The 15,377-nt window shown below is 61.3% G+C and carries 19 protein-coding genes; 8 read left to right on the forward strand and 11 right to left on the reverse strand.

What is annotated here, in order from left to right; all coding sequences use genetic code 11:
- On the forward strand, nt 1-446 hold a 446-nt coding region (locus tag BLS91_RS18775; RefSeq protein WP_139165832.1), incomplete at its 5' end, for an IS30 family transposase.
- Between the two features lie 117 nt (nt 447-563).
- On the opposite strand, the gene BLS91_RS18780 is transcribed toward BLS91_RS18775, so the two are convergent.
- On the reverse strand, nt 564-1,508 hold the full coding sequence (locus BLS91_RS18780; RefSeq protein WP_092342525.1) for a helix-turn-helix transcriptional regulator: 945 nt from the start codon (nt 1,506-1,508) through the stop codon (nt 564-566).
- Nucleotides 1,509-1,597: 89 nt separating this feature from the next.
- Between BLS91_RS18780 and BLS91_RS18785 the strand changes: the two genes are divergently transcribed.
- A complete protein-coding gene (locus BLS91_RS18785; RefSeq protein WP_092342527.1) occupies nt 1,598-1,963 on the forward strand; it encodes a VOC family protein in 366 nt (121 codons plus the stop codon).
- 198 nt (nt 1,964-2,161) lie between these two features.
- Here the strand turns inward: BLS91_RS18785 and BLS91_RS18790 are convergent, their stop codons facing one another.
- From BLS91_RS18790 to BLS91_RS18800, 3 genes are all read right to left on the reverse strand, one after another.
- Nucleotides 2,162-3,379 (reverse strand): MFS transporter, encoded by a 1,218-nt coding sequence (locus BLS91_RS18790; protein WP_092342529.1) that lies wholly within the window; start codon nt 3,377-3,379, stop codon nt 2,162-2,164.
- Complete coding sequence (locus BLS91_RS18795; RefSeq protein ID WP_092342531.1) at nt 3,376-3,903, reverse strand: winged helix-turn-helix domain-containing protein; 528 nt, start codon at nt 3,901-3,903, stop codon at nt 3,376-3,378. The genes BLS91_RS18790 and BLS91_RS18795 overlap by 4 nt, the downstream gene beginning before the upstream one ends.
- A gap of 259 nt (nt 3,904-4,162) precedes the next feature.
- Nucleotides 4,163-4,609 (reverse strand): GNAT family N-acetyltransferase, encoded by a 447-nt coding sequence (locus BLS91_RS18800; RefSeq protein ID WP_092112787.1) that lies wholly within the window; start codon nt 4,607-4,609, stop codon nt 4,163-4,165.
- An 84-nt stretch (nt 4,610-4,693) separates the two neighbouring features.
- Here BLS91_RS18800 and BLS91_RS18805 point away from each other — a divergent pair, with 84 nt between their 5' ends.
- Nucleotides 4,694-5,122 carry a GNAT family N-acetyltransferase gene (locus tag BLS91_RS18805; RefSeq protein WP_092342533.1) on the forward strand — a complete coding sequence of 143 codons (429 nt, stop codon included), beginning with the start codon at nt 4,694-4,696 and terminating at the stop codon, nt 5,120-5,122.
- A 275-nt stretch (nt 5,123-5,397) separates the two neighbouring features.
- On the opposite strand, the gene BLS91_RS18810 is transcribed toward BLS91_RS18805, so the two are convergent.
- From BLS91_RS18810 to BLS91_RS18825, 4 genes are all read right to left on the reverse strand, one after another.
- Nucleotides 5,398-6,312, reverse strand: coding sequence for a pentapeptide repeat-containing protein (locus tag BLS91_RS18810; RefSeq protein WP_338061614.1), 915 nt, complete (start codon nt 6,310-6,312; stop codon nt 5,398-5,400).
- A 142-nt stretch (nt 6,313-6,454) separates the two neighbouring features.
- On the reverse strand, nt 6,455-6,994 hold the full coding sequence (locus BLS91_RS18815) for a putative immunity protein (RefSeq protein ID WP_092342537.1): 540 nt from the start codon (nt 6,992-6,994) through the stop codon (nt 6,455-6,457).
- A 79-nt stretch (nt 6,995-7,073) separates the two neighbouring features.
- Nucleotides 7,074-7,706, reverse strand: a complete 633-nt coding sequence (locus tag BLS91_RS18820; RefSeq protein ID WP_104129371.1) for a Type 1 glutamine amidotransferase-like domain-containing protein — start codon at nt 7,704-7,706, stop codon at nt 7,074-7,076.
- A gap of 435 nt (nt 7,707-8,141) precedes the next feature.
- Nucleotides 8,142-8,519 carry an ArsR/SmtB family transcription factor gene (locus tag BLS91_RS18825; protein ID WP_092342541.1) on the reverse strand — a complete coding sequence of 126 codons (378 nt, stop codon included), beginning with the start codon at nt 8,517-8,519 and terminating at the stop codon, nt 8,142-8,144.
- Nucleotides 8,520-8,601: 82 nt separating this feature from the next.
- Here BLS91_RS18825 and BLS91_RS18830 point away from each other — a divergent pair, with 82 nt between their 5' ends.
- Complete coding sequence (locus BLS91_RS18830) at nt 8,602-9,834, forward strand: MFS transporter (protein ID WP_092342543.1); 1,233 nt, start codon at nt 8,602-8,604, stop codon at nt 9,832-9,834.
- Nucleotides 9,835-10,072: 238 nt separating this feature from the next.
- Here the strand turns inward: BLS91_RS18830 and BLS91_RS18835 are convergent, their stop codons facing one another.
- Both BLS91_RS18835 and BLS91_RS18840 read right to left on the reverse strand, forming a co-directional pair.
- A complete protein-coding gene (locus tag BLS91_RS18835; protein WP_092342545.1) occupies nt 10,073-10,738 on the reverse strand; it encodes a hypothetical protein in 666 nt (221 codons plus the stop codon).
- Nucleotides 10,739-11,031: 293 nt separating this feature from the next.
- The gene (locus BLS91_RS18840; RefSeq protein ID WP_092342547.1) at nt 11,032-11,616 is read right to left on the reverse strand and encodes a recombinase family protein; all 585 of its coding nucleotides are present in this window, start codon (nt 11,614-11,616) and stop codon (nt 11,032-11,034) included.
- Nucleotides 11,617-11,895: 279 nt separating this feature from the next.
- On the opposite strand from BLS91_RS18840, the gene BLS91_RS18845 reads away from it, so the two are divergent.
- From BLS91_RS18845 to BLS91_RS18860, 4 genes are all read left to right on the forward strand, one after another.
- Entirely contained in the window at nt 11,896-12,696 is an 801-nt protein-coding gene (locus BLS91_RS18845; RefSeq protein ID WP_092342548.1) for a CPBP family intramembrane glutamic endopeptidase, read from the forward strand.
- Between the two features lie 482 nt (nt 12,697-13,178).
- Nucleotides 13,179-14,063 (forward strand): DUF2268 domain-containing putative Zn-dependent protease, encoded by an 885-nt coding sequence (locus BLS91_RS18850; RefSeq protein ID WP_092342550.1) that lies wholly within the window; start codon nt 13,179-13,181, stop codon nt 14,061-14,063.
- Nucleotides 14,064-14,318: 255 nt separating this feature from the next.
- Nucleotides 14,319-14,633, forward strand: a complete 315-nt coding sequence (locus BLS91_RS18855) for a transposase (RefSeq protein ID WP_092342552.1) — start codon at nt 14,319-14,321, stop codon at nt 14,631-14,633.
- Between the two features lie 35 nt (nt 14,634-14,668).
- Nucleotides 14,669-15,022 (forward strand): IS3 family transposase, encoded by a 354-nt coding sequence (locus BLS91_RS18860; RefSeq protein WP_159433912.1) that lies wholly within the window; start codon nt 14,669-14,671, stop codon nt 15,020-15,022.
- A 105-nt stretch (nt 15,023-15,127) separates the two neighbouring features.
- On the opposite strand, the gene BLS91_RS18865 is transcribed toward BLS91_RS18860, so the two are convergent.
- The coding region (locus tag BLS91_RS18865) for a tyrosine-type recombinase/integrase (RefSeq protein WP_140424910.1) at nt 15,128-15,377 on the reverse strand (250 nt) is incomplete at its 5' end.

Raw genomic sequence — 15,377 nt, forward strand, 5'->3', positions numbered from 1 at the left:
CGGCGATCGCTACGTTGGTGGAGCGTCAGACCCGGTTCACGATGCTGGTCCACCTCCCAGGTGACCACAGCGCGATCACGGTTCGCGAGGGGCTGTTGGCCGCCATCAAGACTCTCCCAGCGCACTTGGCTAAGACTCTGACGTGGGACCAGGGCACCGAGCTGGCTCAGCACCGGAAGATCACGCTGGCCACAAAGATGGCCATCTACTTCTGTGATCCACATTCGCCGTGGCAGCGGGGCACCAACGAGAACACCAACGGGCTGCTGCGCCAATATTTCCCCAAAGGCACCGACTTATCCGTCCATTCGCCCGAGCGGCTACTCGAAGTCGCCACCGAACTCAACAATCGACCCCGCAAAACACTCGGCGGCATCACACCCACTCAAGCCATGCAACGACTATTGTCAGAGCCAGAAATACCCATCGTTGCGACGACCGGTTGAATTCGCCGAACCCTTTGCGGGACGCGTACGGCTCTACGTTTCGGACTCCCTTTTGGTGCAAACCCAGAAACGATGCCGCAGTGGAGAGGTGCTTTGGGCTCTGCTGCCGGGTCAGCCTCAGTACAGGGCCGCCATGGCAGTGGCAACGTCCCGCATAACGGCCCGCGCCTCCGGCGGACTCGTGACGCGGAGGTGGGCACCGAATTGCAACAGCTGACGCACGGACTCTACCTGGTCGTAGATCACAGTGATCTCGACGTGGTCGGCATCAGCGGGCTTACTGCTGGCGAGTCGAGAGCCTAGAATCCGTCGAGCGAGGTCGAGCCTGTCCTTCGACAGCGTTGCGATAATTGTCATGTCTCCCCGGTTTTCTACCGCCGTACTCAAATCACGGCTGACACTGGCGAGCGTTGCGTTCGGTCGAAGGCGTCGAACCTCTGGCAGGACATCCCAGCCCTCTAATCTTTGGAGCGAGTACAGCTTAGGCACGCGGTCGATATCGGCGACCAGGTACCAACGGCCGGACTTCGCTAGAAGACCGTACGGGTCAACGGTGTGCCAGGAGGCACCTCGTTCGGCACTTCTCCGATAATGAATCCGCAAACGCCTGCCCGACTGTAGGTTTCGGGCGAGTTCGGCGACACCGGCGGCACTTGGCATCGGGCTAAACCATGGAGTGTTGTCGACCACAATCAATTCGGACAATGGCAGTTCCAACTGGCGGCCTTGAGGGCGGCGGGACGCAATCTTCATTTGGGCGCTGCGCGTGAGTGAATCGATGCCAAGTTGGCGCGCTTGTCCGGTGTCCAAACCCAGCAGCTTCAGCGCATCGACCTCGGTGGGACTGAGTTTGGACACATCTAGTTGTGACCCTGGAAGCAGGACTACGCCTCCATATCGGCCTCGCTCGGCGAACACCGGTACATCTGCGTCCGCCAGAGCCACGACGTCGCGCAGTACCGTCCGGACCGACACTCCCAACTCTTCTGCCAGTTCAAGCGCCGTCATCTGGTGGCGCGTCTGGAGCAGCAACATCATCGAAAGCAGGCGGTGGGACTTCATCTCACCAGTATCGACGGTTACCAGACAAAAGCTGTCATGTATTGATGAAAGGCTTGGCGTTGCCGAGAACGTCAACTAAGGAGATCCCCATGGCAACACCAAACCTGTTCCTCATCTATGTCACCGACGTCGAGCGCTCCACCCGGTTCTACAGCGATCTCTTCGAGATGGAACCTGTCACCATTACCCCGCGTTATGTCCCATTCGAGGTAGCCCCGGGCGTACTCTTCGCTCTATGGTCTGGCCGCGGCGACACTGTCACGACGGCGACGCCGCGAACCAGCGAGTTGGGACTCATGCTGCCCGGGTCAGCATCCGGAGTCGATGACTGCTTCACCGCGTGGACGTCCAAGGGGGCCACTGTTATCGAAGAGCCGCACGAAGACGTCTTCGGGCGCACATTCGTGGTCGCCGACCCTGATGGCAACCTCATTCGTGTCTCTCCGATCGACTAAAACGGAGTACAAGGGCAGACTCGATTGCGCAATTCTGCCCTTGTAAGGTTCGAAGACCGGGCCGGTTTCACGCGTAAAGTGTCACGACCCCAACGATTGGCATGCTGGGTGACAGACGCCGCCTGTTCCGGAGGTATGTCCCGAATCGGGAACGTCCTGCGGGCACTTACCATCGCGGTGCTGGGCGTCTCGTTTCATCTACGCCGATTGCAATTGATTTACGACGGGCGCGGCTTTGATATTTCTGAGTATCAGCACGGTTGCGGCTATCAGGAGGATGAGGGCCACTGCTGCGCCGATGATGAATCCAAGACGGGGCTCCATGGCGTCCACGGCGAACCCCACCATTACGGCGGCAACGGCGGCGCCAGCGTTGACTGCCGTGTTGATCCAGCTAGATGCCTCGGTGCGCACCTCTGCAGCGGTGAGGTCGTCCGCGAGTAGGTAGCCGGTCACGAGCGACGGGGCCAGGAAAAAGCCCACCGCAGCGAGTCCGAAGCCGAGGACCACGACAAACTCAATTGTCGTGAGAAGTGCGCACAGCGCGGTCATGACTGTGACCGAGATGAGTAGTCGCTTTACGAGCGAGCTCCTCCAAGTTCGCTGTCCGTAGAGCAGGCCTCCGACTGCGCTTCCGGCTGCAAAAGAGGCGAGAAGGATGCCAGCCAGGCCGACCGATCCCTGTTTGTCGGCGATTGCGGGTGCGACCACTTCCACAGTCCCGAGTATGACTCCCACGCCGAGTAGCGCGATCAACGCTGCGACGAACCCGCTCTGTCGTAACGGCCGTGAACTCTTCCGGGGGGTAGCGGTGACGGCAACGTGCTTTCGCGATAGCGAGCTGCTTGTCATGCCGAGGGTTCCGGCCAGCGCCACCGTGGCAGTAGCGAGTAGTCCGACCGGCGGCGATGCCGCACTGAGAATGGCCGCCGCGATCAATGGCCCCGTCGTGAACAGCAATTCCTCACAGACCGCATCGATGCTGTACGCCTTCGTCCGCCGTGCTCCCGGCGCTGTCAGCGAACCCCAGAGCACACGCATCGAGGCGCCGAGCGGTGGCGGGAACAACCCGACAACGGCCGCCAGTCCAACAATCGCCCCTGACGAAGGGTCGGGCTGGGCTGTCAGCGCAGCAATGCCGCCGAGACCGGCAGCGAAAGCGATGGCCAGCGAGTTGAGTGCAAACCGCTGTCCGCGCCGGTCGACGAATCGTGCGCGGTACGGAGAAGCGATCACGTTCGCGAGCCCGAAAGCCCCAGTAGCCGCGCCGGCGGCCGCGAAAGAATCCGTGCTGCGCTGCACCGCGAAGAGCAGCACTAAGGTCACCATGGCGAACGAGAGTCGCCCGACGAGCGCGGGAACAAAGACCCTCAGCGCGCCGGTCGTGCGCAGTACCTCGAGGTAGCCGCTACTCATGTTCGCGGGGCGGTGTCGTGGTTCACGACTTCAAACAAGGCGAGGGTGGCACTCATCCGGATGCCTTCTGATGTGGAGGAGGGCACCGCCTCATCGTGGATGAGCTTCCCGATCTCGCGTGACATGTCGCGGATACGCTCCCAGGCCTCACGGGAGACGGTGACCTCCGCCTCGGTGAACACGAATTCGGATTCTGACAGGTAACGCGCGCTGCGGGCGATCAACTCTGCGGCGAGGGAACTCATCAGAGCCTGGTGCTCGTCGACGCGGCCCGAACCGAGCGCTTCGCCGCTCGCGGGATCGTGTCGGTAGCGCTTGGCGGTCCCGCCACGAATATTCATCTCCTCGACCAGCTGCACGAGTCCCACCTGAGCCAAACGACGCAGGTGGTAACTCACGTTCGCCTGGCTCTCGCCCAAGACACGCGCCGCCTCCGTAGCGCTGAGAGCCTCGGCAGTCAGAAGCGAAAGCAAACGCAGGCGTAACGGGTGAGCTACGGCCCGGAGGCCATCAAGATCCGGCATGCCCAAACGATATGCCAAACAACACCCAACCTCCAAATCGTTCTTTTGCGGTCACCTGTCCGGAACACGTTCCGGCGCAGGTCACGGCATCGTCCGAGCTGAAGTGCCCTAAGATCTGACGATGATCGGACTCACGTATGGATCGAAACGGCCTGTCCGCCGGCACCGAGCGCCGTGCCCGGAGAGGAACCCTGCGCGGGACGGTTCCGCGAATGTGCCGTCTCAGGGCTTTGTTTCCGTGCACCCGGAAGGGAATCTCTCATCGAGAATCGACGGGCTGGTATCGAAACAAAACGGAATCACGGCGCACGAATCCGGAGGCCTCGTAAAGCCGGATCGCGGATTCTCTGGATGGGCGCGACGTCAGGTCCAGGCTCCGCACTCCCAACGCCTGCGCTCTGGCAATCATCGCGGTCAATAATTCACGAGCGATTCCTCGGCCACGGGTGAGTTCGTCCACCACAACGTCATCGATGTGACCCCGGACCCCGGTCGGTATGGGAAACGTCACGAGGGTGGCCATTCCTACAACCCGACCAGAGAGCCGCGCAAGGAAGAGATCGACTGACTCGTTCTCCACCATCCGATTGAGAATTTCCCTGTCGAACATAGCTGTCTGTGACAGCTGCGGAAGCAATCGGCGAATCTCTTCCGCGACAGCGTTGTCGGCGTGGGTGGCGATCGAAATGGTCAACTCATCTTCCATAGGGAGAGGCTACCTGTGCCGAGCCAGACCGCCGCAGCCGGGTGCCACAGCGGAACGACCTGCGGGCGTGGATAAGCTGGTCCGATGCTCTTCCAGACCGAACACTTATCGGTGCGTCAGTTTCGCCGCGACGACCTCAACGACTTCTCAGCCCTCTGCGCCGACCCGAACGTGATGCGATTTGTTGGGGACGGGACCGTCCTCAGCCGCCCCGAAGTATCGCAGTGGATCGAAATCTGCGAGCGAAAGTACGTCGATCGCGGTTACGGCACCTCGGCCGTCTTCGACGCGCGATCTGGCGAGTTCGTAGGCTACTGTGGCGTGATTCGAGCGCCTGATCGAGACTTCGATGAACTCACGTATGTCTTTCATCAGAAGGCTTGGGGCAACGGTTATGCAACGGAAGTCGGGATCGGCATGCTCGACCACGTGTTTCGCATCTCGTCACTGGGCTCCATCTCGGCGACGATCGAGCCGGAGAACGAGGTCTCCAAACGCGTCGCAGCAAAGTAGGGGATGATTGAACTGCCATTCGATACCGAAGACGTGAGTTATTGGAGGATTACACGCGAGCAGAACTGCGCTCGATAGCTCTATTTAGTCCCCTGGCGGGGAACCCTGTTCACGGTGTCGGTAGACCAACCCCATACGGGACGGCGTCACCCTTTCGGTAGCGCTCGAACTCACCGAAAGTGCGGCGGTTATTTCCGGTTCGTTGAGCGATACCGCGAGTCGTTACACCTTGGCGGTGTTCAGCACCCGCCAAGGTTCCCTGTCGAGTTGTATGGTCACGCGTCTTGCCAGTGAGGCGGCATTTCCAGATCCGCGGGTAGACGAGTTAAGTGGTTGCCAAGCGCGGCGTTGAGTTGCGGCTGCGTCACGTACAGGGCCTTGGAGAGGTCAGCGCCGTCAAGACGCGCATCTCTGAAGTCGGCACCGAGCAGATCCACACCCGACAAGTCGCTGTCACGCAGGTCTGCGGCGATGAGGTACGCGCCCCGGAGATCTGCTCCGCACAGTCGGCGGGACCTGAGATTCTTGCCCATCAGGTCCGCTCCCGGTTTCAGCGCGGATTCCAGGTGGTCATTGCCACCGGCAAGGTAGGCCGCCCGTATTTCTTCGCTGACCTCGATCAGCGTTGATCTCACTTGGGAGTGAATCTCCTGGACATCCAGTGAAAGCAGTTCTGAAAGTTCACCCCCGACGGCGTGCTCGATGGTGTTCCGGAGCTGTGCGGCACGGTGTGAGGCGTCGGGATCGAACGTTCGCGTCTGCGCCTCGGCCAGATGCCACAGCATCTCATGGAGCTGCCGTGCGGCAGCGAACGCGGTAAACATCTCGCTCTTGGTGTCAGGACTTTCGAGCCAGCTCGTGCCGGCGAAAAGCCCTTGCGACACGTTTTGGCCTGCACCGAAGCAGTCAAAGACGGTGCAGCCGCGGAAGCCCCTCGGGCGGAGGGTGTCGTGGATCGTGCAGGAGAAGTCAGGTGCCAGGTTGTGGCAGGGAGAGCCTGCGGGCTTGTCGACAGGAAAGTCTGCCGAACGCGAGAATCCGAAGGCAGTGCAGCACAGGGCAAAACAATTGCCGCAGTCAGGTCGCAGGGATGCCCGGTCGAGGGCGGGCGATGAGGGCTCGAGAGAGTTCGCTGATGTCATGTGAATGGGATCTTCCAGTGATGAGTTCGATAGGTGGCCGGTCTGCACGGGAACTCCCAATGGAGTTCCCTTCGCGGGCGCACTTAATGACCGCTCCTCCGATGAGGAGCGAACTGGAATCCCTATAGGGGCTCTGGGTCACAGAGCGGAATGAAATATCACTGGCGCCAGAGTACCTGATATTCAATCCTCAGCGGGATTCGCGCAGCTGGGAGTCCAACTTGCTCATAAGGTGATCGAGCCGACTCTTGCCCGCTGGTGCGTTTGGATAACGGCTGAGGACATCAATCAGGGCGGGGGTGGCGTGGTTCTTGGCTCGTTCAACGAAGTTGTCGCCTGCCTCGGGATTGTCAGCTGCGACCAGCTCAGCGATACGCGCTGCACTTGCGGGACCGCGCAGGATGTGACTGACCTGAGTGGCTTTCGCAATTGGGTGCAGGTAGGCGGCAGCTGCGGCGTCGCCCGCGGTGCGCGCGGCAAGTCGTCCTGATTCGGTGGCGGCTTCTTGTGCGGAGCGGTGTGCGTCTGAAGCTGTGACACTCTGCAGGTTGGTCCTTTTTGCGCCGTTGACAAACTCCCACGCAGCGTCGATGGCCGCGCGTGGCCGAGGGTCATCTGGATGGTCTGCTTCAAACACCGGAAGCACTTCCTCTGCTGCTTCCACCACGAAGCGTGCCACGACTCGTAGTTCGTCCATGGTCAACTCGAAATCGCCGGTTCCCGCAGTCATGATTCAATTTTCTCATTTCTGCGAAGCCCAGAAGGGGAACCTTCAGCGGCGCATAGGCGGTATGCGGTAGGCGGATCGCTCAGACAAGCACAACGCTGCTGCCGTCGACCACCAACGCCTGGCCGTCGCGAAGACCCCAGTAGGGCTTTCCCTCCTGGGCGTAAGCAGCAGCCACCCGGGTCAGCGCCTCGCTCTCCGGGTGATCAGGAGATCCAAGGTGAGGTACGAAAGGCCGATCCAAGATGCTGAGGCCGTCAAACTCGACGGCTCCGTACATGGACAAGGCGTCCTCCGTTGAGTCGCACTCCTCGAGGCCCAACAGGCTCGGGGCTAGGACGCACGCCCCCGCGCTGAAGCCGGCGTAGACCAGTTCGTCCGCTCTGAGACTATCCGCAATGAGCGAGTCGGCCCCCGACCGCGCCAGGGCCGCCCGGAGCGTGAAGACGTTGCCGCCCCGAACCCAAAGGAAGTCCGGTTCGCCAAACTTCACGGCAAGGCTCTCGGCGTCGTTCACCCGAAGGTCGAGTTCACTCGCTGCGAGCCCAACACGCGCGAGATTCCTAACCTGACGTTCAGTCTCTTGGCGCCGCATCTCAGGATCAGCCCCGTCGAAAGCGTTCATGATGACCCACCCGCGTCCACGCCCCCGGACCAGACCCGTGAACGCCTCGGGATGGTCACCCAGCTGGTAGGACGACAGATAAAGGCGCATGAAGCCATTGTCCCGACTTTCGCGCACGAAGGTCGGACCGCGCGCGTTCGCAGCCGGACCTTCAAAGCACAATACTTGCAGTGATAAGCACACCCGTCGCTGCCGCGACGGCCACGAGTAGGAGAATCGCCCATTTGATTCGCCGGCGGCTGACCGTTCCCTTACGAAACGCTGATCTGGAGAGGCGATCCAAGCCAGGCAACAGTGCTTGAAGGGGTGGATCCTGCGCCGCCGGACGGGTTGATTCAGCGCTCGGGCGACCTTCGTCTTTGAAATGTGCCATGAATAGACCGTATCAACGGCGGATGCGGGTGTCGCAGAAGCCGGACCTCAACTGGGACGCTGCGCGGTGTTCTCATCGTGGTTGTTGCGATCCACCTCGGTAGGAACAGAGCAGCGCATGTTAGGGGGTCGCTCACCGGGCGTTGGTGCCGGTCAGGCCTCGTGCCAGGACGCGACGAGGTCGAGCAGGCCGGGAAAGCGGTCATTGAGATCTTCGGTGCGAACTCGGCTGCGACGTTCGAGCCCATACTGCCGTTGGCGGATGAGTCCCGCCTGCCGGAGTGCTTTGAAGTGGTGCGTCAGTGATGACTTGGGGCGGTCGAATCCGAACCATCCACAGGTGTGGTCATAGCTATCGGATTCGAGCATCAGCTTGCGCACAATGGTCAGCCGTAAGGGGTCAGCCAGCGCTCCCATGACGTCTTCGAGCTGTAGCTCACCGATCAACGGCTCGGGCAGAGGATCAGGCAAGTTCTCGGGCGCGTCAAGCGCGGAGTTTTCGGTGGTGACGTACTGTGCGGCAGCGGCCATGGCACCAGTCTAGCCAAAGTACGAGTCTTGTCGTACTGCTGCTATGTTCGAGATTACTCGTACAGACCAGACGGAGGAACCCATGACTCAAACGTCGGCACGTCCACCCAATGCGGTGAGGCCCCGCCCGACCGGCCTGATCCCGATGGGACTTGCGGCCTGGATCGTCACCGCTGTGTTCATGTTGTCGAACTCGCCCACCCCGCTCTACGTGCACTGGCAGGCCCAGTTGGGCTTCTCCTCGGGGATACTTACCGTGATCTTCGCCGCGTACATGGTCGGGCTGCTGCTCACGCTGACCGTGGCCGGGCAGCTCGCCGACCGATTTGGACGCAAACCGGTCCTCATCCCGGGGATCATTCTCGCCATGCTGGCCTGCGGCCTCTTCGCGTTCGCGCCCTCCGTTCTTGCCCTCGTCGCCGCACGGTTTCTAACCGGTATCGCGGTTGGTGTGATCGTGTCGGCCGGCATGGCTGCCGTCATGGATGCGGGCGGCCCCGCCCGGCATCGCCAAGCATCGCTCGCGGCATCCGTGGCCATGGTCCTCGGTGCCGGGCTCGGGCCGCTGCTCGCCGGGCTGTTCACTCAAACGCTGCCCAATCCTGCTCCGACTGTTTTTGCCGTCGCGTTCATACTCCTCGCGACAGCCTTGACCGTGGCGTTCTTCCTGCCACGTCGCCCTCCGCTCTCCCAACGCGCCGGAGACCAGTCCCCGGTGGCATTCCGATTCCGATGGCCGACTGTGCCCAAGCCCAACCGGCACCAGGTTCTATACGGCATCGCCGTCTTCGCGCCGGGGATCACCTCGACCTCGTTCGTGCTCGCCCTCGGTCCGTCCCTCCTCGCGGTCCTGTTGCATGCATCCAGTCCGCTCATCGCCGGCGCAATGGCCAGTGCCATGTTCCTCGCTGCCACCGGTGTCCAGTTTGCCGTTCACCGGCTGCCCGTTCGCAGCATCCTCCTTCTCGGCTCCACGTCAACGATCCTGGCGATGGTCAGCCTCATCACCGCCGTCACCGTCTCGCATCCGGCCCCCCTCATCGTCGCGGCCCTCCTCGCAGGAATCGGCCAAGGCCTCGGCCAGCTCGGAGGCCTCACCCTCATCGGCACAAACGTTTCAGCGAATCATCGCGCCGAAGCCAACGCTGTCCTCAACATCGGCGGCTACATCCCCGCCGGCCTGCTCGCCGTAGCCACCGGCTACCTCACCGACTCCCTGGGCCTGAGCCTCAGCGTCACCCTCTTCGCCATACTCCTCAGCCTGGCCGCCCTCACCTGCGGAACACTGATACTTCGCAACTTTCCCCGCGACTAATCCGGCAGGAATCGCCCCGCCCAACCTCTCGTCCGTTCGAACCCCTCAGCCGGACACTGAGCGGCACGGAGTTAGACAAGCTGCCAGGACGAGGATTGGCTCGTCAAATGCGTCACTTGGGAACCCTCTGCGGGTGGTCAGGATTCGATGGAAGCGGATCCTTCACCGGGCACTAAAGATTTCGAAGTGCTTCCGAGATCCTCTAGCAGTCGGCTGCAAGGCCGTGCATATCTCGCCGTTAGATAGCCAGATTCTCCGACCCGACAGGTGCGACGAGGAGGGCGGTGATTTTCCCGCTGTCGCTGTATGCGACACGCCCGATCCAATCCCCGGCCTCGTGATGCAGCTCGGTGTGCCCGACTACGCCGATCAGCAGGTGCCGGTTTACTAGTCGTTCGAAAATATCGCGGCCGTCTGCGCTTTGCAGCACCGTGTTCGAAATGCTTTCGAGGCGGCCGGTGGATTGCACTATCTCGTCCCACATGCCCACGACCTTCTTCTTGGTCAGGCTGCGCGAACACGTGTACGTCATCAGCGCCTTAACCGCTCCGAAATCTCCGTCGCTGAGGCTCCGAAAGACGCTCTCGGTCCGGTCGATCAGGTCGATGGTGGACTCGGTCATGTCGAGGTATTCCTTCGATTCGTCGTGCAGGGCGGAGAACTTCTTGAACGCGGCTTGCCGACTGATCTTCAAAACATCGCCGATGGACTGCCAGGAAACGTCGTGAACTCGAGCGTCTTGCACGGCGGCTCTGAGGCGGACCGCGGACAAGCGCCCCAACTCCTCCGCCCATTGGACCGTTTGCAACAAATCGGATGGAGCGGGGTTCGATTCTCTGGGCAACTGCAATTTTGCTGACAGGAGAACCAGTGCTTGGTCGCTCGGATTCTTCTTCACATCCATAATCCAAGACTAGGCTCAACCGCGTGGTTCGTCACCCTGCGTATGACAAATCGCGCTCATGGTCGCCAACGGTCGGGCGTTGCCTCCGGCGTGAGGCAGCGCCCGCAAGCCGGACGGTGACCGGGACACCCGCTCGGATGAAGAGCGCCGAGGGTCGATCTGTCATTTTCCGAAGTCGTCCGCGCAACGTCCATGGTGTTCTCCGGGTTGTGCAAGCGAGTGTGCACACTGGCTTTTCCGTATTCCTGTGCACAAAACGCCCGTTTGCCCGTACTCCTCTGCACGACGCACGTTCAGGCGGCGGTGTCGCCGGCTCGTTGGATTGCCCGGTAGACCGTGGATCTGGCGACGCTGAAAAGTTCTGCGATCTGCGCGGTGGTGTGTTCGCCCCGTTGGTGGACCTCGACCAAGTGCTTCTCCTGCGCCGGGGACAGTTTGGGTTGCTTGCCGCGGAGCCGGCCGGCCGCTTTGGCGACTTGCATCCCTTCGCGGGTGCGTGCGCGGATCAGGTCGGCCTCGAATTCAGCGACCATCGCGAGCACGTTGAAGAGGAGCCTTCCGACTGGGTCGGTTGGGTCGTGAACGGAACCGCCGATGCTGAGCTTCACTTCACGAAGGGTGAGGTCGTCGACGATGTCTTTCGCATCGCGAAGCGAGCGCGCCAGCCGGTCGAGCTTGGTCACGACGAGGGTGTCGCCGGCTCGGCAGGCAGCTAACGCTTCGCGAAGACCGGGCCGGGCCCGGTTTGTTCCGGTGAGGCCTTGATCGGTGAACGTCTTCTGGAGTGAGACCCCGAGGGCGGCGAGGGCATTCTTTTGCGCGGTGAGGTCTTGGTCGTTGGTGGATACGCGTGCATAGCCGATAAGCATTCCGGTCATGCTGGAGTGTACCGTTTATCCCCCCTTCACCGGGCATTTTCTCGGGCGGGGCTTACGGGAATCGTGTGCTCCCGGAACTATGCGGAACGTCTTCGATGCTCCGTGAGTGTTCGGGTGTCCCGGTCACCGTCCCTCTTGCGGGCATGTGCGAGCTGACCCCTTGTACTCGGAAGTAGCCAATGCCGCATCCGCCGATTGGCTGTTGTGAAATGCGGTTTACATAGTCGAGGCTCCTACGAGCTGTTTTCGCTCAGAACTTCGGCCCCTTAGACTGCGGGTGTGGTGGGACACGGGGACGGCACCAAGCTGCCAATGACCCCTGCCCTCATCGCTGCGACGGTCATCCTCTTGGCAGGCGCCGCCGTCGCGTGGCCGGTCGGGTGGCCTATCGCTGCCGTAGTCGTCGTATTCCTTCTCACGGTCACGCTGTGGGCGAATCGCCGGGATGACCTTGCCTTGCGGGATGCGGCGGCCCTGAGTGCAGCCTTGTGGATTCTCATACGTCTACCCGTCGTAGGGATCTGGCCCCTGCCCGCGGCTTTAGCCCTGGTCGCCGTCATCGTCCTCACCGGGCCTCGGGGTACTCTGTCGCGTTGGCGAAAATGGTTCCGCGTCGGGACGATTGGCCCGTCAACACGGCTGCTTTGCGCGGTTATCGTCGTGCTCACTGCGGTCGCCCTCCTTGTGTGGCAGCAATCGACCGATGGCGGCCTTCCGTCCACGTACACCGGTTTGATTGACTCCGTGCCAACTCCAGTCGCCATAGCGGGTATCTTCCTGTTTCTGGTCGTCAACGGAGCCGTCGAGGACAGCGTGTGGAGCGGTGTTCTCCTGACCGCGGCCAGAGGGACCATGCCAGCTCCCGTCGCCATCGCGGTCACAGTACTGTCCTTCGGCATCGCGCACCTTGACGGAGTTCCCAACGGCCCGATCGGTGTCGTGATGGTCATCGCGTGGGGCATCGTTCTCTCGCTGCTGAGGCTGAGAACAGGGGGGATGCTAGCCACTTACATCGCCCACGTCCTAGCTGACGCAACCATCGTGGCTCTGCTGGTGCCGTCGCTGCTCTCCACCAAATAGTTCCGCGCACTCAAATCGTTCCTCCGGAGCAGGTGCGATGCTCGCAGACCTGTGATCACGGCTGGGAGAGGACCAAGCACGAGTACATCACCGACGACGTGCCTAGCCATCTACCGGCCGGAGGAGCAGCCATGTTCTGGTAACTGCGAGGATAACCGCCGCCGCGGTGATCGCGAGCCACCACAGTTGGAAGGCGGCGGCGATGGTTGCGGCCTGGGCACGAGGATGATCGCGGCTGTCGCGATGGCCAGTACAAGGCCGCCAGCGATGAGTTGTGGGCCAAGCGAACCGAAGCGCACCGAGGACGCGGCGAAAACTCCTTTTATGGTCAGAGTTGTGAGTACTCCGAGGAACAGGATGAGCAACTGCAAGTCCGCGATCGTTACTGACCCGAGGTTCACTCGTCCCATCGGAGGTTTCGCTTACGGGCGATCCTTGGCCGGTTTGACCCTAACGCGGCGTGAGTCTTTAGCGTGAGCGGCATGACTATTACTGTGCTTGATACAGCTGTCGGGATGTCTTCTGTTCTTTCCGCTGAGGAGTCGCGTCGCCATGAAATGATGCGCGAAGTTCTGACTCCGATGGCGGGCATGTTCCGCTACTTCCCCGGGGACATCGACCTGCTGGCAATGCACGCGATGAGCTTCGGATTTCCCTTCGATCGACGTTTAGACGAGACGAGGGGTGCCCTCGACCGTCTAGTCGAGGCAGATGCATGGGGTCGCATCGAACGTGCATTGACCGATGCCGTCGAGATTCAAGTCGACGCTATCCCTAACCTCCACGTGCCGGACATCAAAGTGCTGCTGGTTCTCGGAGACCTTTCCGATGAATACTTCATGGGTCCAGCCCGGGGATTCAGCGGGAATGGCAGCGCAACGGGCTACATCGCGCTTACCCTATGGCCAACAAAGGAAAACCTGGGCAGGCTGGAAGCCGCCGCCGTTCACGAGCTAAACCACAATCTTCGTTACGCGCCAGGCGGTATTATCTGGGATCCGACGTCTGTCGTCGTCGGCGAGCAAGTGGTGTCAGAAGGTCTAGCCGACGCCTTCGCCCGACAGCTTTATGGAAGAAGCGGCTACACACCCATCGGCACCCCGCACCTCAATGACGACACAGTGTTCGACAAAGTAGTCACCGGCCTGGACATCGCCGAGATGCAGAACTTCACCTCATGGGTGCACGGTGACGAATCCGCTCGCCGCTTTGGTGCCGAGCCTGTCGGGCTTCCGACTGGAGCTGGATATGCGGCGGGAAACCGACTCGTGGACGCTTATCTAGCCGCACAGGGTATGTCCGCGGCCGAAGCGCTGCATATACCGAGTCGAGAGATCATCGACGTTGCACTGTCCTTGCTGCGGTAATACTGCTACTCCCATTCCGCCGTCTCCGGGTTCACCCCATTCGCCAGCGCGTTGGCATCGATGATCTGCTTCATCCATGTAGCCAGACCAGGTTCGATCCGCTCGTAAAAGTCAACAAATCCCTGCTCGGTCGCCTACATTCGCGCCATGACAACGTGCATCGAGTGAGTGCAGTGGAAGTATTCGCTCATCGCCGCTCGGTGACGTTTGGCCCTGCCCCCGTTAAGTGGACACCTCACAAGAGAGAATGTTCACATGGGAAAGACACGCAGGGAGTTCACTCCTGAGTACAAAGACGAGGCCGTGAAGCTGGTGATCAACACCGGCAGGGCCGTTGCGACTGTGGCCCGCGAGCTCGGCATCAACGAGGCATCGCTGGGCCGATGGGTCAGCGCTTTCAAAGCCCGAAATGACACCGGCGAGACCGCCGTTACCGAGTCGGAACGGGCTGAGTTGCTCCGGTTGCGAAAAGAGAACGCGGACCTGAAACTTGATCGGGCGTTTCTAAAAAAAGCGTCCATCTTCTTCGCCCAGGAAGCATCGGATACGAGCGCAAAGCGTTCGAATTGATGCTGGCGGAGAAGACCAATTTCACGATCACCCGCATGGTTCGCCTGCTTGAGGTGTCCCGATCCGGCTACTACGTCTGGCTCGACCGGAAGCCCTCGGACCGCATGATTCGGCGGGAGGACATCGAGCAGAAAGTGGCGTGGTTCCACGGCGACTCCGACGAGGTCTACGGAGCCCCGAGGATCCTCGCCGACCTCCGTGCCGACGGGGAGACCATCTCGCGCAAGACCGTCGCCAAGACCATGCAACGCCTCGGATTGGTGGGTATCTGCCCGAAGAAGTGGAAGACCACCACGGTCATTGACCACGCCGACGCTTACCCGGTCGACGCGGTCAAACGCGAATGGGACACCGGTGCCCTGAACCAAGTCTGGGTCGGCGACTTCTAATGCCGACGTCGGCATTAGATGTCCTATGCCGACGTTGGGGCTATGCCGATGGGGGTTGTAATGGTGCTGGTCAGACGGGTTTTAGGGGTTGAGATGTCGGCATAGTTATAGGGCTGTGAGCCAGGCGAGGATGCTTGGTTCGGGATGGTAGTTGCCGGGAGTGACACCGGGCGGTCTGGTCCGTTCGATGGCGGCTTGCTTGATCGCCATGTCGGCGTGGAGGTAGGCGTCGGTGCTGTGCGTGTCGGCGTGACCGAGCCAGAGCGCGATGACGGCGATGTCGACCCCGCCAGCTAGGAGATTCATCGCCGTGGTGTGACGCAGGGTGTGCATTGTGACGTGCTTGCCGGCGAGG

Origin of the sequence: Cryobacterium flavum (genome assembly GCF_900103805.1) — a bacterium.
GTDB lineage: Bacteria > Actinomycetota > Actinomycetes > Actinomycetales > Microbacteriaceae > Cryobacterium > Cryobacterium flavum.